The sequence below is a fragment of the Streptomonospora arabica genome, assembly GCF_039531585.1.
GTDB lineage: Bacteria > Actinomycetota > Actinomycetes > Streptosporangiales > Streptosporangiaceae > Streptomonospora > Streptomonospora halophila.
In genome coordinates, this window is sequence record NZ_BAAAQI010000003.1 from 391,157 (window position 1) to 409,526 (window position 18,370).

The following is an 18,370-nucleotide window of genomic DNA, read 5'->3' on the forward strand; positions in this document are numbered from 1 at the left end:
CCTTCCCGGCCCGGCGCGAACCTCCGGCAGGCCCGCGGCGGCCGCCGGACCAGGGAGCCTTGTTGCGCGCACTCGGCCGACCGGCCTGTCCACAGCTCGCCCGAGAGGCCGCCGCGTGGCGTATCCGGAGGCGGCCGGCCGGGTAGCGCCCACCCGGCCGCCGTGCTCAGGCGGGGGGCGTGGCGGAGAGGGTGCGGACGCGGCGGGTGGCGGCGGCGCGGGCGGCCATCTCCCCGGGGGCCGGGTAGGCGACCTCCTCCAGGGTGAGGCCGTGCGGGGCGACCACGTGGACCGCGGAGTCGCGCACCCCGGCGCCGAGCACCCCCGCGGGCCAGTCCTCGCCGCGGCGGCCCTCGCCCACCGCCAGCATCGCGCCGACCAGAGCGCGCACCATGTTGTGGCAGAACGCGTCGGCCTGCACGGTGGCCGCGCACAGGTGCCGGTCCTCCCTACGCCATTCCAGGCGCAGCAGCTCGCGGACCGTGGTGGCGCCCTCGCGGCGGCGGCAGTAGGCGGCGAAGTCGTGCTCGCCCACCAGGCCCTCGGCCGCCCGGTTCATCGCGTCCACGTCGAGCGGGCGGCGGTTCCACAGCACCTCGCGCCGCCGCAGCGGGTCGACGCCTCCGGGCGCGTCGCTGACGCGGTAGACGTAGCGGCGGTACAGCGGCGAGAAGCGGGCGTCAAAGCCCTCAGGAGCGGCGCTGACGCCGCTCACGCGCACGTCGGGCGGCAGCACGCCCGCCAGGCGGCGCAGCAGCCGCTCGGGGCCCTCCGCGGCCCACAGGGCGTGGGGCACGTCCAGATGGGCCACCTGGCCGCGGGCGTGCACGCCCGCGTCGGTGCGCCCCGCGACGGTCAGCCGCGCGTGCTCCGGCTCCAGCCGCAGGACGCGGCTCAGCGCCGCCTGCAGCTCTCCCTGCACGGTGCGCCGGTCGGGCTGCTCGGCCCAGCCGGAGAAGCCGGTGCCGTCGTAGGCGATGTCCAGCCGCAGCCGGACCTCGGCGGTCTCACCCATGCGGGGACGCCACACCCTCCTGCGCGGCCGGCCGAGGCGCGCACAACGCACAGATGCCCGGTCCCGTCCTGCGGGAACCGGGCACCCGGTCGCGGCCTCCGGCAGTGCCTGCTGGTCGCTGCTACTCGGCCTGCTTCTTGTCCTCGGACGACTCGGCGGACTGCCCGGTGCCCTCGGCGGTCTCGGCCTCCTGGGCCGGGGCCTCCTGCTCGGCGGCCGCGGACTCGGCGGCCTCGGCCTTCTCGGCCTGGGCGGGCTCCGCCGGGGCCGCGGCCTGCGAGCCGCGGGTGGCGGGCGGCGTCGCCGGGCCGGCCTCGACCAGCTCGATCACGGCCATGGGAGCGTTGTCGCCCTTGCGCGGCCCGATCTTGGTGATACGGGTGTACCCGCCGTTGCGGTTCTCGTAGCGCGGGCCGATCTCGGTGAACAGCTCGTGCACGACGGCCTTGTCGGTGATCTTGGTCAGCACCTGCCGCCGAGCGTGCAGGTCCCCGCGCTTGCCCAGGGTGATGAGCTTCTCGGCGTAAGGGCGCAGCCGCTTGGCCTTGGTCTCGGTGGTCTTGATCCGGCCGTGCTGGAACAGCGAGGTCGCCAGGTTCGCCAGCATGTGCCGCTCATGTGCCGGGCCGGCCCCCAGGCGGGGCCCCTTGGTCGGCGTGGGCATGGTGTCGTTCTCCTAGTGGTGCGGTCCCCGCCGCGCCGCTGGGGCGCGGCGGGGACCATTGCGACGGCTTGGAAACACTGCGGCGCAGAGCGCCGGCGTCCTACTTCTAGTACTGCTCCGTCTCGACGTACGCCTCGTCGTCGTCCTCGGAGCCGTAGGAGTCGGCCGCGCTGCTCGGGTCGAACCCGGGCGGGGAGTCCTTCAGCGACAGCCCCATGTCGATGAGCTTCTGCTTGACCTCCTCGATGGACTTCGCGCCGAAGTTCCTTATATCGAGAAGGTCCTGCTCGGAGCGGGCGACGAGCTCTCCCACAGTGTGGATGCCCTCGCGCTTGAGGCAGTTGTAGGACCGCACCGTCAGGTTCAGGTCCTCGATCGGCAGGGCCAGATCGGCGGCCAGGGCCGCGTCCGTGGGCGAGGGGCCCATGTCGATGCCCTCGGCGTCGACGTTGAGCTCGCGCGCCAGGCCGAACAGCTCGACCAGGGTCTTGCCCGCGCTGGCGACCGCGTCGCGGGGCCGGATGCTGGGCTTGGTCTCGATGTCCACGATCAGCCGGTCGAAGTCCGTGCGCTGCTCCACACGGGTGGCCTCGACCTTGTAGGTGACGCGCAGTACCGGCGAGTAGATCGAGTCGATCGGGATGCGCCCGATCTCCTGGCCGGGCTGCTTGTTCTGCGTCGCCGAGACGTAGCCGCGGCCGCGCTCGACCGTCAGCTCCATCTCCAGCTTTCCCTTGCCGTTGAGGGTCGCGATGTGCAGGTCGGGGTTGTGCACCTCGACGCCCGCCGGCGGAGCGATGTCCGCAGCGGTGACCACACCGGGGCCCTGCTTGCGCAGGTACATCAGCACGGGCTCGTCGTGCTCGGAGCTGATGACGAGGCCCTTGAGGTTGAGGATGAGCTCGGTGACATCCTCCTTCACGCCGGGCACGGTGGTGAACTCGTGCTCGACTCCCTCGATGCGGATGCTGGTGACCGCTGCCCCCGGGATGGAGGACAGCAGGGTGCGGCGCAGCGAGTTGCCGATCGTGTAACCGAAGCCCGGCTCCAGCGGTTCGATGACGAACTTGGACCGGAACTCGCCGAGGGACTCCTCGGAGAGCGTCGGACGCTGAGCGATCAACATGGTGGATGATTCCTTTCCCCGGGCCGCCCGCTATTTGACGGCCACTGGACGGCCCCGCGGTCGCGGGACCCGATCTGCCCTGACCTCCTACGCCCTGCGGGCGCGGGGGCAGCGCGGCTGTCCGCCGGTGTCAGACCCGGCGGCGCTTCGGCGGACGGCAGCCGTTGTGCGGCACCGGCGTGACGTCCTGGATGGAGCCGACCTCCAGGCCGGTCGCAGTGAGGGAGCGGATCGCGGTCTCGCGGCCGGAGCCGGGGCCCTTCACGAAGACGTCGACCTTGCGCACCCCGTGCTCCTGCGCGCGGCGGGCCGCGGCCTCGGCGGCCATCTGAGCGGCGAACGGGGTGGACTTGCGGGAGCCCTTGAATCCGACCTGGCCGGAGCTGGCCCAGGAGATCACCGCGCCGTTGGGGTCGGTGATGCTCACGATCGTGTTGTTGAAGGTGCTCTTGATGTGCGCATGGCCATGGGAAATATTCTTCTTTTCCTTGCGGCGCACCTTGCGTGCAGTGCTCTGACGGCCCTTAGGCGGCATACCTGATAACTCCCAAGATCATCGGTCCGTTCGCGGTGTCCGGCCGCATCGGCGCGGCGGCCGGTCGGTGAGGACGGACTACTTACTTCTTGCCGACCTTCTTCTTGCCGGCCACGGTCTTCTTCTTGCCCTTGCGGGTGCGCGCGTTGGTCTGCGTGCGCTGTCCGTGCACCGGCAGGCCGCGGCGGTGGCGCATGCCCTGGTAGCTGCCGATCTCCATCTTGCGACGGATGTCGGCCTGGACCTCGCGCCGCAGGTCGCCCTCGACCTGGTAGTTGGCGTCGATCCAGTCGCGCAGCTTCACGAGGTCGTCCTCGCTCAGCGCGTGGACGCGGGTCTCGGAGCTGACGCCCGTGTTCTGGAGGGTCTCGACGGCGCGGGTGCGCCCGATCCCGTAGACGTAGGTGAGGGCGATCTCCACCCGCTTCTCGCGGGGGAGGTCGACGCCGGCGATGCGTGCCATATGGGCGACTCCTCGATTCTCTCTGCGGAGGTTGTTCCCGTCCCACCCTCTCGTCGCCCAATCGACGAGGCCCCGGCCTCCGACCGGGGGTTGTCCCTTCCTCGCGGAGGGATCGGGACAGGACCGTCTGTGCGCCTCCGCGGCTCGCCGCGGGGGCCTGTTTCTCGTGTCGTCAGTGCACTGCGCTCAAGAGCGCGCCGGGCAGCTGCGGGAACTAGCCCTGGCGCTGCTTGTGGCGCGGGTCCGAGCAGATGACCATGATCGTGCCGTGGCGGCGGATCACCCGGCACTTGGCGCAGATCTTCTTGACGCTCGGCTTGACCTTCATGGTGGCTCCGAACTCATGGAACTCGTGCGTCACCGCTACTGCCGGAGGCCCCGGCGACGGTGGCGGACTACTTGTATCGGTAAACGATGCGCCCGCGCGTCAGGTCGTACGGGCTCAGCTCTACGACGACTCGGTCGTCGGGAAGGATGCGGATGTAGTGCATGCGCATCTTGCCGCTGATGTGGGCAAGGACCTTGTGCCCGTTGTCGAGCTCCACTCGGAACATTGCGTTGGGTAGGGACTCGATAACGGAGCCCTCGATTTCGATGGCGCCGTCTTTTTTAGCCATATCCTCCACCGGGACCATCCCCGTCGGAAACGGGGAACATACGGAATGACCCGAGCACTGCGCCCGGGCACTGCTGAAGCGATAGCGAACACTGAGAGATCAGGTCGACTGCGTCAGCAACCCGCGTGCGGCGAGCGGACGCGGGCGATGGCGGGCAGCCCGACCCAACAGCCCGAGTGTGGGCATAGCCATTCTACCCTCTTGCGCGGGTGCTGCCGACCGGGCCGCGAGGACGTACCGCCGCGGCCCACCGGACGGCGTGCACGGCCGCGGTCGCGTGCGGCTATCCGCCGCCGCTCTGCGGCCCGCCGCGGTTCACGGCTGCCAGCGCCAGGGTGATGAACCCCATCACGATACCCCATGGAACGAGCACCCACAGGAACCACGGATATCCGGCGGACGCTCCGGTCAAGAACAGGATCAGCCAGATGGTGAAGCACAGCAGGTTCACCCCGGCCCACAGCGCCCACGGGATCGCCAGCGCGGGATCGCGCAGCAGCCCGCCGTCGGCGCCCAGGACCGGCGCCGGCGGAGCCTGCTCGTCGATCGGCGGGCCGATCAGCTCGCTTTCGGGCAGGTCGGCGGTGAGCGCCTCCAGTTCGGCGCGGGTGCGCGCGTTGTAGGCCCTCTCCAGGCGCAGGTTGAACTCCTCGCCTTCGAGCCGGCCCTCCGCGAAGTGCCGCTGGAGGACCTTCGCCACGAGGTCGCGGTCGGTGTCGGATGCCCGCATCTCGGGTGAGGACTCCGGCATCGCCCATCTCCTCCAGCATCCGCGCGAGAGCGGCGCGCCCGCCCGCAGTGCCCATCGTAGGCGACGGACCCGGCCCCCGTACCGCTCCGCGCGCGTCCCCCCGGACCGGACCCGATCCCCGTGGCGCCCGAAGTACTAGAAGCCGGGGTCGCAGAACCCGAGCGCGGCGATGCGCTCGCGGTTCTCCTCGCGGGCCGTCAGCACCAGCGGGCCGTCGGCCGTGATGGCCACCGAGTGCTCGAAGTGGGTCGAACGCTCGCCGTCGCGGGTGACGACGGTCCAGCCGTCGTCCAGCTCGACCACGTGGCGGGTGCCGGCGTTGGCCATCGGCTCGATCGCCAGGCACATGCCCTCGACCAGTTCCTGGCCCTTGCCGCGCCGCCCGTAGTTGAGCACGTGCGGGTCCATGTGCATCTCGGTGCCGATGCCGTGCCCGCCGTACTCCTGCACGTTGCCGAAGCGCCCCTGCGAGCGCATGTAGCCGTCGATCGCGGCGCCGATGTCGCCCAGCCGCTTACCGGGCCGCAGCTCGGCGATCCCCCGCCACATGGCCTCCTCGCAGACGTCCATCAGCCTCGCGTCCTGCGGGCGGGCCTCGCCGACCGCGAGGGTGATCGCGGAGTCGCCGTGCCAGCCGTCCAGGATCGCGCCGCAGTCGATGGAGACGAGGTCGCCCTCGCGCAGCGTCTTTCCGGCGCGCGGGATGCCGTGGACGACCTCCTCGTTCACCGAGGCGCAGATGGAGCCGGTGAACCCGTAGTAGCCCTTGAACGAGGGCACGGCGCCGGCGTCGCGAATGCAGCGTTCGGCGACGGCGTCGAGGTCCAGCGTGCTCATACCGGGCTCGACGGCGGCGCGCAGCGTGTCGAGCGTGCGCGCCACCACCTTGCCCGCTTCACGCATCTTCGCGATCTCGGCGGCCGTCTTCAGCTGGACCGGCGGATCCGCCTTGCGGAACATCAGGCGTCGCTTCGCAGTGCGGCCTTGGCCCGCTCGGTCACGGCGTCCACGCCGCCTGTGGCGTCGATCGCCACCAGGATGCCCTCGCCCTGGTAGAAGGACACCAGCGGCTCGGTCTGCTCGCGGTAGACCTCCATGCGGTGGCGGACGACCTCTTCGCGGTCGTCGTCGCGCTGGAACAGCTCGCCGCCGCAGTCGTCGCACACGCCCTCGGCCGCGGGCGGCTCGAACTCGACGTGGTGGACGCGGTTGCAGTTGCGGCACTGCCGGCGACCGGAGAGCCGCTTGACGATCTCCTCCTCGTCGACCTTGAGCTCCAGCACGGCGTCCAGCCGCACGCCCAGGTCGTCGAGGATCTTGTTCAGCTCCTCGGCCTGGGCGACGTTGCGCGGGAAGCCGTCGAGCAGGAAGCCGCCCCGGGCGTCCTCCTCTTTGAGCCGGTCGCGGACCATCGCGTTGGTGACCTCGTCGGGGACGAGGTCACCCCGGTCCATGTAGGCCTTCGCCTGTTTCCCGAGCTCGGTGCCACCGCTGACGTTGGCACGGAAGATGTCGCCTGTGGACACCTTCGGAATGGACAATTCGGACGCCAAGATCTGGGCCTGGGTGCCTTTTCCGGCTCCCGGGGGTCCCACCAATACGGCACGCACTATCGCAAGAAACCTTCGTAGTTCCGCTGCTGGAGGTGACTCTCGATCTGCTTCACCGTGTCCAGCCCGACACCGACCATGATCAGGATGCTCGTACCGCCGAACGGGAAGTTCTGCGTCGCACCGGAGGCTCCCAGCGCGATCATCGGCAGCAGAGCGATCAGCCCGAGGTACAGCGAACCGGGCGTCGTCAGCCGGGTGAGGACGTAGTCCAGGTACTCGGCGGTCGGACGTCCGGGCCGGATACCCGGGATGAACCCACCGTACTTCTTCATGTTGTCGGCGACTTCAGCGGGGTTGAAGGTGATGGCCACGTAGAAGAACGCGAAGCCGATGATCATCGCGAAGAACGTGGCCATGTACACCGGGTGCGTGCCCGAGATGAAGTACTGGTTGATGAAGTCGGCGACCGGGTTGTCGGCGTCCTGGCCCATCAGGCCCACGGCCAGCTGCGGCAGGTACAGCAGCGACGACGCGAAGATCACCGGGATGATGCCGGCCTGGTTGACCTTCAGCGGGATGTAGGTGGAGCTGCCCCCGTACATCCGGCGGCCCACCATGCGCTTGGCGTACTGCACCGGGATCCGGCGCTGCGCCTGCTCGATGAAGACCACGCCGGCGATCAGCACCAGGCCCGCCACGCAGATGACGGCGAAGATCCAGGTCTCCTGCTCCTGGAACATCGTGGTCATCGCCGAGGGGAAGCCCGCCACCACCGTGGTGAAGATCAGCAGCGACATGCCGTTGCCGACCCCGCGCTCGGTGATCAGCTCGCCGAACCACATGATCACGCCGGTGCCCGCGGTCATGGTGATGACGATGGTCACCAGGGTCAGCGGGTCCTGGTTGGGCATGTACGTGCTCACCGGGATCTGGCCCTGGAACAGCTGCCCGGTGCGCGCCATGGCGACGATGCTGGAGGACTGCAGGACCGCCAGCAGCAGTGTCAGGTAGCGCGTGTACTGGGTGATCTTGCCCTGGCCGGCCTGGCCCTCCTTCTTGAGGGCCTCCAGGCGCGGAACCACGACCGTGAGCAGGTTGATGATGATGCTCGCGGTGATGTAGGGCATGATCCCCAGCGCGAAGACCGCCAGCTGGAACAGTGCGCCTCCGCTGAAGAGGTTCAGCAGCGTGAAGACTCCGGTGGAGTCCTGCGCCTGAACCGACTCCAGCTGTTCGCGGATGGCGGCCGAGTTGATGCCCGGCGCCGGAATCACCGCCCCCAACCGGAAGATGGTCAGGATGAACAGCGTGAAAAGCAGCTTGTTGCGGAGGTCAGGCGTGCGGAACGCACGGATGAACGCACCTAGCACGTCTCCTCCTGCGAGGTTTCGGCGGCGGAACCGGTTCCAGACATCGCGGCCGATCCAGAATCGTCGTAGCACGTCGGTCCCGGGAGGGGCCCCGGGACCCTGAGGTCTTGGGTCAAGCAGTATCGCACTGTAACAGCCAATCGCGGGGGGATAAGGATCGTCCAGCTCACAGGGCGTCACGCCCCGTGGCGAGGCGACAGCACGCGGGCAGTGCCCCCGAAACTACCTCAACCCGCCGCTGAACGCGCAGAGGCGCCCGCCGGTTCCCACCCCGTGGGAGGTCCGGCAGGCGCCTCTGACGCGACGCGTAGGTCATTCCTACCGCTCGGTGACGCTGCCACCGGCCGCGGTGATCTTCTCCCGGGCCGACGACGAGCACGCGTCCACGGACACCTGGACGGCGACCGAGATCTCGCCCTCGCCCAGCACCTTGACGGGCTGGTTCTTGCGAACCGCGCCCTTGGCGACCAGGCTCTCGACGGTGACCTCGCCGCCCTCGGGGTACAGCTCGCCCAGCCGGTCCAGGTTGACCACCTGGTAGGTGGTCTTGAACCGGGCGTTGCTGAAGCCCTTGAGCTTGGGCACGCGCCGGATCAGGGGCATCTGGCCGCCCTCGAACCCGGCCGGCACCGTGGAGCGGGCCTTGGTGCCCTTGGTGCCGCGGCCCGCGGTCTTGCCCTTGGACGCCTCGCCGCGACCCTTGCGGATCTTGGCCTTGTTGGAGCCCGGAGCCGGCTTCAGGTGGTGCAGCTTCAGCGGCTCGTCAGGCGTGTAGTCGCTCATGCGTCGACCTCCTCGACATTCACGAGGTGCGCGACGACGTTGATCTGCCCGCGGACGGAGGGGTTGTCCTCACGCACCACCGACGAGCCGATCTTGCGCAGTCCGAGCGACCGCAGAGTGTCGCGCTGGTTCTGCTTGCCGCCGATCTTGGAGCGGACCTGGGTGATCTTCAGCTTGTTCGCCATGGTCAGGCACCCGCCTTCGCCTCTGCACGGGCGCGCAGCATGGCGGCCGGAGCCACGTCCTCCAGCGGGAGACCGCGCCGAGCGGCGATCTCCTCGGGCTGGTTGAGGTCCTTGAGCGCGGCGACGGTGGCGTGCACGATGTTCAGCGGGTTCGACGAGCCCAGCGACTTGCTCAGCACGTCGTGGATGCCCGCGCACTCCAGCACAGCGCGGACCGGACCGCCGGCGATGACACCGGTACCGGGCGCGGCCGGGCGCAGGAGCACGACGCCGGCGGCGTCCTCGCCCTGGACCCGGTGCGTGATCGTGCCCTGGACGCGCGGGACGCGGAAGAAGTTCTTCTTCGCGGTCTCGACGCCCTTGGCGATGGCCGCGGGGACCTCTTTGGCCTTCCCGTAGCCGACGCCGACCATGCCGTTGCCGTCGCCGACGACGACCAGAGCGGTGAAGCTGAAGCGCCGACCGCCCTTGACCACCTTGGCGACCCGGTTGATGGTCACGACTTTCTCGATGTAGGAGACACCCTTGTCTGCGGCGCCGCCGCGGCGATCGTCACGGCGGTCACGCCGCTCGCCACCGGCGCCGCGCCGCGGAGCTGCAGCCATCAGTGGTTCCTCTTCCCGTTGGTGAAAATGCTTGCGACCGGGTTCATCAGAACTCCAGTCCGCCGGAGCGCGCGCCGTCGGCGAGCTCGGCCACGCGGCCGTGGTACCGGTAGCCGCCGCGGTCGAACACGACCGCCGAGATGTCGGCCGCCTTCGCGCGCTGGGCAAGCAGCTCGCCGACCTTGCGGGACTTCTCGGACTTGGTGCCCTCGCCGTCGCGGATGTCGCGGTCGAGCGTCGAGGCCGCCACCAGCGTGTGGTGCCGAGTGTCGTCCACGATCTGGGCGACGATGTGCTTGGAGGAGCGGAACACCACCAGACGCGGGCGCGCCGGGGTGCCCGAGATCTTCTTGCGGACCCGAAGGTGGCGCCGCGCACGGGAACTCGCGCGCTTGGCCGTCCCCTTGCTGCGGGTCAGCGTCGTGGACTTGCCCATGACTACTTACCAGCCTTTCCGGCCTTGCGGCGGATGCGCTCACCCTGGTAGCGCACGCCCTTGGCCTTGTAGGGGTCGGGCCTGCGCAGGTTGCGGATGTTCGAGGCGACCTGGCCCACGAGCTGCTTGTCGATGCCGTCGACGTGCAGCACGGTCGGCTTCTCGACGCGGAAGCTGATGCCTTCGGGCGGTTCCACCACGACCGGGTGGCTGAAGCCCAGGGAGAACTCCAGGTTGGAGCCCCGCGCCTGGACCCGGTAACCGACACCGTGGATCTCCAGCGTCTTGGAGTATCCGTTGGAGACACCCTCGACGAGGTTGGCGATGAGCGCACGGGTGAGCCCGTGCAGCGAGCGGTTGTCCGGCTTGTCGTCGGGCCGGTCCACGCGCAGCGCGTCGTCTTCCCATGCGATCGTGATGGGCTCGGCCACCCGGTGGCTCAGCTCGCCCTTCGGGCCCTTGACCGTGACGTCCTGCCCGTCGATGGTGACCTCGACGCCCTTGGGAACCGAGATCGGCCGTCGACCAATACGCGACATGTCGAAATCCCTCCCTCTACCAGACGTAGGCGAGGACTTCGCCGCCCACGCCGCGCTTCTTGGCCTGCTTGTCGGTCATCAGGCCGCCGGACGTCGAAATGATGGCGACGCCGAGGCCTCCCAGCACGCGCGGAAGGTTGTCCTTCTTCGCGTAGACGCGCAGGCCGGGCTTGGAGACCCGCCGTACGCCGGCGATGGAGCGCTCGCGCGTGGGGCCGTACTTGAGCTCCACCACCAGGTTCTTGCCCACGGTGGCGTCCTCGGAGCTCCAGCCCTGCACGAAGCCCTCCTGCTGGAGGATCTCGGCGATGTGCGCCTTGATCTTGGAATACGGCATGACCACGCTGTCGTGGTAAGCCGAATTCGCGTTACGCAGACGCGTAAGCATGTCTGCGATCGGGTCGGTCATCGTCATGGCCGATAGGCCCTTCCTCACCGCGGTTTCCCCAAGGACAGGCGCTTCCCTTCAGCGCCTGTTCCCGCGCCGGACGCGGGCTCCTCTAGGACCTACGGCGTGGTCATGGACACCGCGCCGATGTGCTCGGCACCGTGCCCTGTCGGTTGGTGTCGGTTGTCGCTCGCGGTTCCGGCCGGGGCCGGGACCGCGATTCCTACAGTCCGCTGTGCGAGCAGGCGGCCGCCGGAGCGGCCGCGCCTGTGCCCGCCGAGGACCGCGCACCGTGGCGCTGGTCCGGCGGGCACGGGCGCAGGGGACCTACCAGCTCGCCTTGGCGATGCCGGGGAGCTCGCCGCGGTGGGCCATCTCGCGGAAGCAGATGCGGCACAGGCCGAACTTCCTGAAGACGGCGCGCGGACGGCCGCACCGCGAGCACCGAGTATATGCGCGAACGCCGAACTTCTGCTTGCGGTTCGCCTTGGCGATCAGAGCCTTCTTAGCCATGGTCTCCCCTAGGACTCCTTGAAGGGGAAGCCGAGCCGCTTCAGCAGGCTGCGCCCCTCGTCGTCGGTGGTCGCCGAGGTGACGACCGTGATGTCCATTCCGCGCTGCCGGTCGACCTTGTCGGGGTCGATCTCGTGGAACATGACCTGCTCGGTCAGCCCGAAGGTGTAGTTCCCGCGCCCGTCGAACTGCTTGGGCGAGAGCCCGCGGAAGTCGCGGATCCGGGGCAGCGCCAGCGAGAGCAGCCGGTCGAGGAACTCCCACATCCGGTCGCCGCGCAGCGTGACGCTGGCGCCGATCGGCATGCCCTCGCGCAGCTTGAACTGCGCGATCGAGTTCTTCGCCCGGTTGATCCGCGGCTTCTGGCCGGTGATCAGCGAGAGGTCGTTCACCGCGCCCTGGATCAGCTTGGCGTCGCGCGCGGCGTCGCCCACACCCATGTTCACCACGATCTTGGTCAGACCGGGGATCTGCATGATGTTGCCGATCCCGAACTCCTCGCGCAGGGCCGCGATGATCTCCGAGCGGTACTTCTCCTTCAGCCGCGGCATCTCCGGGGCCTTCGGGGCGGAGGTCTCAGTGTCGACCGTCATCAGATGTCCTTACCGGTACGGCGGGAGATCCGAACCTTGGTTCCGTCTTCCTCGAAGCGGTAACCGACGCGCGTGGGCTGGCCGTCGTCCACGATCGCGACGTTGCTCACGTGGATCGGGGCCTCCATGGTGACGACCTCGCCCTGCTGGCCGCCCGCCGGGTTCGCCCGCTTGTGCTTCTTGATGAGGTTGACGCCTTCGACGACGACACGCTGCTCCCGGGGCAGGGCCTTGATGACCTTCCCGGTGGCACCCTTGTCCTTGCCGGCGATGACGACGACCTCGTCGTCCTTCTTGATCTTCATCGCCTAGAGCACCTCCGGCGCTAGCGAGATGATGCGCATGTACTTCTTGTCCCGCAGCTCGCGGCCGACCGGTCCGAAGATGCGGGTGCCGCGCGGGTCCCCACCGTCCTTGATGAGCACGGCGGCGTTCTCATCGAAGCGGATGTAGGAGCCGTCGGGCCGGCGGCGCTCCTTGGAGGTGCGCACGATCACGGCCTTGACGACATCGCCCTTCTTCACGCCCGCGGCGGGGAGGGCGTCCTTGACTGTCGCCACGATGGTGTCGCCGATGCCCGCGTAGCGCCGACCCGAGCCGCCGAGGACACGGATGGTCAAGATCTCCTTGGCCCCCGTGTTGTCGGCGACCTTGAGTCGCGACTCCTGCTGAATCACGTCTGCTCCTGATTTGTGCGCGCGTGGCCCGCCAGGGCCCGCGCTGCTAGGTGGTCACACCCCTGGGGCGGCCGATCTCCACGAACCGGCCGCCGGATCCGGGGGTTACTTGGCCTTCTCCAGGATCTCCACGACGCGCCAGCGCTTGGTCGCGGACATCGGCCGGGTCTCCATCATGCGCACCCGGTCGCCGACGCCGCAGGTCTCACCCTCGTCGTGGGCCTTGTACTTGGTGGTGCGGCGGATGACCTTGCCGTAAAGCGAGTGCTTCACGCGGTCCTCGACCTCGACGACGACCGTCTTGGACATCTTGTCGCTGACGACGTAGCCCTCGCGCACCTTGCGGTAGTTCCGCGTCGAACTCTGCGTGGTCTCGCTCATTCGGCTGCTTCCTTCGTCTTCTCAGCCGACTCACCGGTAAGCGGCATGATTCCGAGCTCGTGCTCGCGCATGACCGTGTAGATCCGGGCGATCTCACGCTTGACGGTGCGCAGCCGGCTGTGGTTGTCCAGCTGCCCGGTGGCGGCCTGGAAGCGGAGGTTGAACAGCTCTTCCTTCGCCTCCTTGAGCTTGCCCACCAGGTCCTCGACGGACTGGCCGCGCAGCTCCTGGGCGGTCAGGGACTTCGCCATCACGCCTCCACTTCGCGCTTCACGAACTTGCATGTCTTCGGCAAGCACCGCATGGGGAGCTTCTGCGTCGCCCGCATCACGCCTCCACCTCGCGCTTCACGAACTTGCACCTCATGGGGAGCTTGTGCATCGCCCGGCGCATGGCCTCCTTGGCGATCGGCTCCGGCACACCCGACAGCTCGAACATGACGCGCCCGGGCTTGACCGGCGCCACCCACCACTCGGGCGAACCCTTGCCGGAGCCCATGCGGGTCTCGGCCGGCTTCTTGGTGATGGGGCGGTCCGGGAAGATGTTGATCCACACCTTGCCGCCACGGCGGATGTGCCGCGTCATGGCGATACGGGCGGCCTCGATCTGCCGGTTGGTGACGTAGGCGGCGTCCAGCGCCTGGATGCCGTACTCGCCGAAGTTGACCTTCGTGCCGCCCTTGGCCCGCCCCGTAAGGTCGGGGTGGTGCTGCTTGCGGTACTTGATCTTGCGGGGAATCAGCATCGGTCAGCTCCCCTCGTTCCCGGACTTCTCCGCGCCCTGACCGGACTCGGCACCGGCGCCGGCCTTGGCCTCGCCCTGCTGGCCCTGGCCACCGCGGCGACGGCGCCCGGGGCGCTCACGGCGCTGGCCCGCGCCACCGCCGCCGCCACCGCCCGGAGCGCGCTGCGCGGCCTGGGCCGCCTCGCGCTCGGCGCGGGTCGCGGGAGCGTCGCCCTTGTAGATCCACACCTTCACGCCGATCCGGCCGAAGGTGGTGCGGGCCTCGAAGAAGCCGTAGTCGATGTCGGCGCGGAGCGTGTGCAGGGGCACGCGGCCCTCGCGGTAGAACTCCGAACGCGACATCTCGGCACCGCCGAGGCGGCCTCCGCACTGGATGCGGATGCCCTTGGCCCCGCTCTTCATCGCACTCTGCATGGCCTTGCGCATCGCCCGACGGAACGCGACTCGGCTGGACAGCTGCTCCGCCACACCCTGAGCGACGAGCTGAGCGTCGGTCTCCGGGTTCTTGACCTCGAGGATGTTGAGCTGGACCTGCTTCTTGTTGGTCAGCTTCTCCAGGTCGGCGCGGATGCGGTCGGCCTCCGAACCGCGGCGGCCGATGACGATGCCCGGCCGGGCGGTGTGGATGTCGACGCGGACGCGCTCACGGGTGCGCTCGATCTCGACCTTGGAGATCCCGGCGCGCTCCATGCCGCGGTTCAGCATCCGGCGGATGGCCACGTCTTCCTTGACGTAGTCCTTGTACAGCTTGTCGGCATACCACCGGGTCTTGTAGTCGGTGGTAACGCCGAGTCGGAACCCGTGCGGGTTGACCTTCTGCCCCACTATCGGGTCCTCTCCTTCGTCTTGGTCGACGAGGCGCCCGCGGTCTCACGCGGCTCAACGACCACAGTGATGTGGCTCGTCCGCTTGGTGACCCGGAACGCGCGGCCGAAGCCGCGCGGCCGGATGCGCTTCAGGGTCGGACCCTCGTCCACCCAAGCTCCACCGACCACCAGCGTCTCGCGGTCCAGCTTGTCGTTGTGCTCGGCATTGGCGATGGCGCTCGCGAGCACCTTGCCCACCGGTTCACTCGCCGCCTGAGGCGCGAACCGGAGCACCGCCTGTGCCTCGTCAGCGGGCAACCCGCGAATAAGGTCCACCACCCGGCGGGCCTTTCGGGGCGTAACACGGACGAACCGTGCCTGTGCCCTCGTTCCCATCGCTTTTCCCTCGCTCACGGAAATCACCCCCACGCACCGTGGGGTAATGGCTCTTACTCCTAATGCAACCGCTAGCGGCGGCTACGGCGGTCTTCCTTGACGTGGCTGCGGAAAGTGCGCGTGGGAGCGAACTCGCCGAGCTTGTGACCGACCATCGACTCGGAGACGAACACCGGGACGTGCTTGCGGCCGTCGTGGACGGCGATGGTGTGCCCGATCATCTCGGGAACGACCATGGAACGCCGCGACCACGTCTTGATGACGTTCTTGGTGCCCTTCTCGTTCTGCTCTTCCACCTTCTTGATCAGGTGGTCGTCGACGAAGGGACCCTTCTTAAGGCTACGTGGCATCAGACGTGCTCCTTACCGCTTCTTCTTGCTACGCCGACGCACGATGAGCCGGTCACTGGGCTTGTTCGGCCTGCGGGTGCGCCCCTCGGGCTTGCCCCAGGGGCTGACCGGGTGCCGGCCGCCCGAGCTCTTGCCTTCGCCACCTCCGAGCGGGTGGTCGACCGGGTTCATGGCGACACCGCGGACGGTGGGGCGCTTGCCCCGCCAGCGGTTGCGTCCGGCCTTGCCCCAGTTGATGTTGGACTGCTCGGCGTTGCCCACCTGGCCGACGGTGGCGCGGCAGGTCACCTCGACCTGGCGCATCTCGCCGGAGGGCATGCGCAGCGTGGCGTAGGCGCCCTCCTTGGCCAGGAGCTGGATCTGCGACCCGGCCGACCGGCCCAGCTTCGCGCCGCCGCCGGGCTTCAGCTCGACCGCGTGCACGAAGGTACCCGTGGGGATGTTGCGCAGCGGGAGGCAGTTGCCCGGCTTGATGTCGGAGTTGGGGCCGTTCTCCACGCGGGCGCCCTGCTTGAGGCCGGCGGGCGCCAGGATGTAGCGCTTCTCGCCGTCCACGTAGTGCAGCAGCGCGATCCGCGCGGTGCGGTTGGGGTCGTACTCGATGTGGGCGACCTTGGCGGGGACGCCGTCCTTGTCGTGGCGGCGGAAGTCGATCACCCGGTAGGCCCGCTTGTGCCCGCCGCCCTGGTGGCGGGCGGTGATGCGGCCCTTGCCGTTGCGACCGCCCTTGGAGTGGAGCGGCCGCACCAGCGACTTCTCCGGGTGGTCGCGCGTGATCTCGACGAAGTCGGCCACGCTTCCGCCGCGGCGACCTGGTGAGGTCGGCTTGTACTTACGAATGCCCATCTTCTTCGCGCATTCCTTTGCGTATTACTCGTTGCGATCGCTCGGGGGACCGGCTCGCCTGTGCGGCGAAACGCTCACACGCCGAAAATGTCGATCCGGTCGCCGTCACGCAGGCTCACGATCGCCCGCTTGGTGTCGGGGCGCTTGCCGTACCCGAAGCGGGTCCGCTTGCGCTTGCCCGGACGGTTGATCGTGTTCACGCTGGTGACCTTCACCTCGAAGATCTTCTCCACCGCGATCTTGATCTGCGTCTTGTTGGCCGTGGGCTGGACCAGGAACGTGTACTTGTTCTGGTCCATGAGCCCGTAGCTCTTCTCGGAGATCACCGGCTCGACGATGATGTCCCGAGGGTCGGGGATCCTCACTGGTCCTCCTCCTGCGACTCGCGCACCGCCTTGGCGGTGCCCTGAGCGTGGGCCAGGAACTCCTCGTAGCCCCGCTCGGTGAAGACCACGTCGTCGCAGTAGAGGACGTCGCGGGTGTTCACCTGGTCGGCGTCGAGGATGTGCACCTCGGGAACGTTGCGCAGGGCGAGCCGGTTGTGCTCGTCCGCGCGCTCCAGCACGACCAGCACCTTGGCGGAGGCGGTGACCTGGCGCAGCGCCTTCAGCGCGGTCTGGGTGCGCTTGGTGGCGACGTCCTCGCCGACGAACTCGCTGACGATGTGCACGCGGTCGTGGCGGGCGCGGTCGGAGAGCGCGCTGCGCAGTGCCGCGGCCTTCATCTTCTTGGGAGTCCGCTGCGTGTAGTCGCGCGGCTGCGGGCCGTGGACCGTGCCGCCGCCCACGAACTGCGGAGCGCGCGTCGAGCCCTGGCGGGCGCGACCGGTCCCCTTCTGGCGGTAGGGCTTCTTGCCGCCGCCGCGGACCATGCCGCGGGTCTTGGTGGCGTGCGTGCCCTGGCGGCCGGCGGCCTCCTGGCTCAGCACGACCTGGTGCATCAGCGGGATGTTCGCCTTCTGGTCGAAGATCGACTCGGGCAGCTCGACGCTGCGGCCGGCCTTGCCCTGGGCGTCCTTCACCTTGATGGTCGAAGCCATGGCTTACTTACCCCCCTTCACGGCGGTGCGGACGAGCACCAGTCCGCCGTTCGGACCGGGAACCGAGCCCTTGACCATGATCAGCCCCTTCTCCGCGTCCACCGAGTGGACGGAGAGGTTCTGGATGGTCTTGCGCACGTTGCCCATCCGCCCGGCCATCCGGGTGCCCTTGAACACGCGCCCGGGCGTGGCGCAGCCGCCGATGGCGCCGGGCGAACGGTGCTTGCGCTGGGTGCCGTGGGTGGCGCTCAGGCCGCGGAAGCCGTGGCGCTTCATCCCGCCGGCGAAGCCCTTGCCCTTGCTCTTGCCGGTGATGTCGACGAACTCGCCGACCTCGAAGGCGTCGGCGGTGAGCTCCTGGCCGAGCTGGTACTCGGCGGCGTCGGTGGTGCGAACCTCGACGTAGTGGCGGCGCGGGGTGAGATCGTGCTTGCGCAGGTACTCGCCGAGCGGCTTGTTCACCTTGCGCGGGTTGATCTTCCCGTAGCCGATCTGGATGGCGGAGTAGCCATCGGTCTCCGGAGTACGGACGCGCGTCACGACGCACGGACCGGCCTTCAGAACCGTCACGGGCACGATCCTGCCCGCGTCGTCGAAGACCTGGGTCATGCCGAGCTTCTCGCCCAGTACTCCCGTGATCTGCTTGGTGGCCATGTCAGTGCGTCCTTTAAAGCTTGATCTCGATGTCGACGCCGGCCGGGAGGTCGAGCCGCATGAGCGAGTCGACGGTCTTCGGCGTCGGGTCGATGATGTCGATCAGCCGCTTGTGCGTGCGCATCTCGAAGTGCTCGCGCGAGTCCTTGTACTTGTGCGGCGAGCGGATGACGCAGTAAACGTTCTTCTCCGTCGGCAACGGCACCGGGCCAGCGACGCTCGCACCAGTCCGCGTCACGGTCTCGACGATCTTGCGAGCTGAGCTGTCGATGACCTCATGGTCATAGGCTTTGAGCCGAATGCGGATCTTCTGTCCCGCCATGGTGGCCTTTTCGTCCTTC

32 protein-coding genes are annotated in these 18,370 nt (G+C 68.7%); all 32 read right to left on the bottom strand.

Annotation, left to right across the window (positions count from 1 at the left end; all coding sequences use genetic code 11):
• Positions 1-166 precede the first annotated feature (166 nt).
• A complete protein-coding gene (truA, locus tag ABD284_RS07850; protein WP_344141870.1) occupies positions 167-1,015 on the bottom strand; it encodes a tRNA pseudouridine(38-40) synthase TruA in 849 nt (282 codons plus the stop codon).
• A 121-nt stretch (positions 1,016-1,136) separates the two neighbouring features.
• Positions 1,137-1,679: a 50S ribosomal protein L17 gene (rplQ, locus tag ABD284_RS07855; protein WP_344141871.1), complete on the bottom strand. Its 543-nt coding sequence runs from the start codon at positions 1,677-1,679 to the stop codon at positions 1,137-1,139.
• Between the two features lie 106 nt (positions 1,680-1,785).
• Entirely contained in the window at positions 1,786-2,805 is a 1,020-nt protein-coding gene (locus ABD284_RS07860; protein ID WP_344141873.1) for a DNA-directed RNA polymerase subunit alpha, read from the bottom strand.
• Positions 2,806-2,935: 130 nt separating this feature from the next.
• Positions 2,936-3,340, bottom strand: coding sequence for a 30S ribosomal protein S11 (gene rpsK, locus ABD284_RS07865; protein ID WP_156001680.1), 405 nt, complete (start codon positions 3,338-3,340; stop codon positions 2,936-2,938).
• An 82-nt stretch (positions 3,341-3,422) separates the two neighbouring features.
• Positions 3,423-3,803, bottom strand: coding sequence for a 30S ribosomal protein S13 (gene rpsM, locus ABD284_RS07870; RefSeq protein WP_344141874.1), 381 nt, complete (start codon positions 3,801-3,803; stop codon positions 3,423-3,425).
• 214 nt (positions 3,804-4,017) lie between these two features.
• Positions 4,018-4,131, bottom strand: coding sequence for a 50S ribosomal protein L36 (gene rpmJ, locus ABD284_RS07875; RefSeq protein ID WP_040274893.1), 114 nt, complete (start codon positions 4,129-4,131; stop codon positions 4,018-4,020).
• A gap of 67 nt (positions 4,132-4,198) precedes the next feature.
• Positions 4,199-4,420 carry a translation initiation factor IF-1 gene (gene infA / locus ABD284_RS07880; protein ID WP_017593374.1) on the bottom strand — a complete coding sequence of 74 codons (222 nt, stop codon included), beginning with the start codon at positions 4,418-4,420 and terminating at the stop codon, positions 4,199-4,201.
• A 283-nt stretch (positions 4,421-4,703) separates the two neighbouring features.
• Entirely contained in the window at positions 4,704-5,171 is a 468-nt protein-coding gene (locus tag ABD284_RS07885) for a DUF1707 SHOCT-like domain-containing protein (RefSeq protein ID WP_344141876.1), read from the bottom strand.
• Positions 5,172-5,306: 135 nt separating this feature from the next.
• Entirely contained in the window at positions 5,307-6,131 is an 825-nt protein-coding gene (map, locus tag ABD284_RS07890) for a type I methionyl aminopeptidase (RefSeq protein ID WP_344141878.1), read from the bottom strand.
• Positions 6,131-6,781, bottom strand: a complete 651-nt coding sequence (locus tag ABD284_RS07895; RefSeq protein ID WP_344141880.1) for an adenylate kinase — start codon at positions 6,779-6,781, stop codon at positions 6,131-6,133. Before ABD284_RS07895 ends, map begins: the two co-directional genes overlap by 1 nt.
• Positions 6,781-8,094 carry a preprotein translocase subunit SecY gene (gene secY / locus ABD284_RS07900; protein ID WP_344141881.1) on the bottom strand — a complete coding sequence of 438 codons (1,314 nt, stop codon included), beginning with the start codon at positions 8,092-8,094 and terminating at the stop codon, positions 6,781-6,783. The genes ABD284_RS07895 and secY overlap by 1 nt, the downstream gene beginning before the upstream one ends.
• A 318-nt stretch (positions 8,095-8,412) precedes the next feature.
• Positions 8,413-8,877: a 50S ribosomal protein L15 gene (rplO, locus tag ABD284_RS07905; protein ID WP_311545719.1), complete on the bottom strand. Its 465-nt coding sequence runs from the start codon at positions 8,875-8,877 to the stop codon at positions 8,413-8,415.
• Positions 8,874-9,062: a 50S ribosomal protein L30 gene (gene rpmD, locus ABD284_RS07910; protein ID WP_311545720.1), complete on the bottom strand. Its 189-nt coding sequence runs from the start codon at positions 9,060-9,062 to the stop codon at positions 8,874-8,876. The genes rplO and rpmD overlap by 4 nt, the downstream gene beginning before the upstream one ends.
• A 2-nt stretch (positions 9,063-9,064) precedes the next feature.
• The gene (gene rpsE, locus ABD284_RS07915) at positions 9,065-9,667 is read right to left on the bottom strand and encodes a 30S ribosomal protein S5 (RefSeq protein WP_156001687.1); all 603 of its coding nucleotides are present in this window, start codon (positions 9,665-9,667) and stop codon (positions 9,065-9,067) included.
• A 46-nt stretch (positions 9,668-9,713) separates the two neighbouring features.
• Positions 9,714-10,103 (bottom strand): 50S ribosomal protein L18, encoded by a 390-nt coding sequence (rplR, locus tag ABD284_RS07920; RefSeq protein WP_344141883.1) that lies wholly within the window; start codon positions 10,101-10,103, stop codon positions 9,714-9,716.
• 2 nt (positions 10,104-10,105) lie between these two features.
• Complete coding sequence (gene rplF / locus ABD284_RS07925; protein ID WP_344141884.1) at positions 10,106-10,642, bottom strand: 50S ribosomal protein L6; 537 nt, start codon at positions 10,640-10,642, stop codon at positions 10,106-10,108.
• A 16-nt stretch (positions 10,643-10,658) separates the two neighbouring features.
• Positions 10,659-11,057: a 30S ribosomal protein S8 gene (gene rpsH, locus ABD284_RS07930; protein ID WP_344142033.1), complete on the bottom strand. Its 399-nt coding sequence runs from the start codon at positions 11,055-11,057 to the stop codon at positions 10,659-10,661.
• A 300-nt stretch (positions 11,058-11,357) separates the two neighbouring features.
• Positions 11,358-11,543: a type Z 30S ribosomal protein S14 gene (locus ABD284_RS07935; protein WP_311545723.1), complete on the bottom strand. Its 186-nt coding sequence runs from the start codon at positions 11,541-11,543 to the stop codon at positions 11,358-11,360.
• A gap of 8 nt (positions 11,544-11,551) precedes the next feature.
• Positions 11,552-12,136, bottom strand: coding sequence for a 50S ribosomal protein L5 (gene rplE, locus ABD284_RS07940; RefSeq protein WP_344141885.1), 585 nt, complete (start codon positions 12,134-12,136; stop codon positions 11,552-11,554).
• Positions 12,136-12,441 (bottom strand): 50S ribosomal protein L24, encoded by a 306-nt coding sequence (gene rplX, locus ABD284_RS07945; protein ID WP_311545725.1) that lies wholly within the window; start codon positions 12,439-12,441, stop codon positions 12,136-12,138. The genes rplE and rplX overlap by 1 nt, the downstream gene beginning before the upstream one ends.
• 3 nt (positions 12,442-12,444) lie before the next feature.
• Positions 12,445-12,813, bottom strand: coding sequence for a 50S ribosomal protein L14 (gene rplN / locus ABD284_RS07950; protein WP_311545726.1), 369 nt, complete (start codon positions 12,811-12,813; stop codon positions 12,445-12,447).
• A gap of 105 nt (positions 12,814-12,918) precedes the next feature.
• Positions 12,919-13,194 (bottom strand): 30S ribosomal protein S17, encoded by a 276-nt coding sequence (rpsQ, locus tag ABD284_RS07955; protein WP_344141887.1) that lies wholly within the window; start codon positions 13,192-13,194, stop codon positions 12,919-12,921.
• Positions 13,191-13,445: a 50S ribosomal protein L29 gene (gene rpmC, locus ABD284_RS07960; protein WP_040274920.1), complete on the bottom strand. Its 255-nt coding sequence runs from the start codon at positions 13,443-13,445 to the stop codon at positions 13,191-13,193. The genes rpsQ and rpmC overlap by 4 nt, the downstream gene beginning before the upstream one ends.
• A 76-nt stretch (positions 13,446-13,521) precedes the next feature.
• Complete coding sequence (gene rplP, locus ABD284_RS07965; protein WP_344141888.1) at positions 13,522-13,938, bottom strand: 50S ribosomal protein L16; 417 nt, start codon at positions 13,936-13,938, stop codon at positions 13,522-13,524.
• A gap of 3 nt (positions 13,939-13,941) precedes the next feature.
• Positions 13,942-14,763 (bottom strand): 30S ribosomal protein S3, encoded by an 822-nt coding sequence (gene rpsC, locus ABD284_RS07970; protein ID WP_344141889.1) that lies wholly within the window; start codon positions 14,761-14,763, stop codon positions 13,942-13,944.
• Positions 14,763-15,140 (bottom strand): 50S ribosomal protein L22, encoded by a 378-nt coding sequence (gene rplV, locus ABD284_RS07975; RefSeq protein ID WP_156001857.1) that lies wholly within the window; start codon positions 15,138-15,140, stop codon positions 14,763-14,765. The genes rpsC and rplV overlap by 1 nt, the downstream gene beginning before the upstream one ends.
• Before the next feature lie 71 nt (positions 15,141-15,211).
• On the bottom strand, positions 15,212-15,490 hold the full coding sequence (rpsS, locus tag ABD284_RS07980; protein ID WP_156001696.1) for a 30S ribosomal protein S19: 279 nt from the start codon (positions 15,488-15,490) through the stop codon (positions 15,212-15,214).
• Positions 15,491-15,502: 12 nt separating this feature from the next.
• On the bottom strand, positions 15,503-16,336 hold the full coding sequence (gene rplB, locus ABD284_RS07985) for a 50S ribosomal protein L2 (RefSeq protein ID WP_311545731.1): 834 nt from the start codon (positions 16,334-16,336) through the stop codon (positions 15,503-15,505).
• A 74-nt stretch (positions 16,337-16,410) separates the two neighbouring features.
• Positions 16,411-16,701, bottom strand: a complete 291-nt coding sequence (gene rplW, locus ABD284_RS07990; RefSeq protein ID WP_311545732.1) for a 50S ribosomal protein L23 — start codon at positions 16,699-16,701, stop codon at positions 16,411-16,413.
• Complete coding sequence (gene rplD / locus ABD284_RS07995) at positions 16,698-17,375, bottom strand: 50S ribosomal protein L4 (protein ID WP_344141892.1); 678 nt, start codon at positions 17,373-17,375, stop codon at positions 16,698-16,700. Before rplD ends, rplW begins: the two co-directional genes overlap by 4 nt.
• 3 nt (positions 17,376-17,378) lie before the next feature.
• Entirely contained in the window at positions 17,379-18,029 is a 651-nt protein-coding gene (rplC, locus tag ABD284_RS08000; protein ID WP_344141894.1) for a 50S ribosomal protein L3, read from the bottom strand.
• Between the two features lie 13 nt (positions 18,030-18,042).
• Complete coding sequence (gene rpsJ / locus ABD284_RS08005; RefSeq protein ID WP_017621536.1) at positions 18,043-18,351, bottom strand: 30S ribosomal protein S10; 309 nt, start codon at positions 18,349-18,351, stop codon at positions 18,043-18,045.
• Positions 18,352-18,370: the final 19 nt, after the last annotated feature.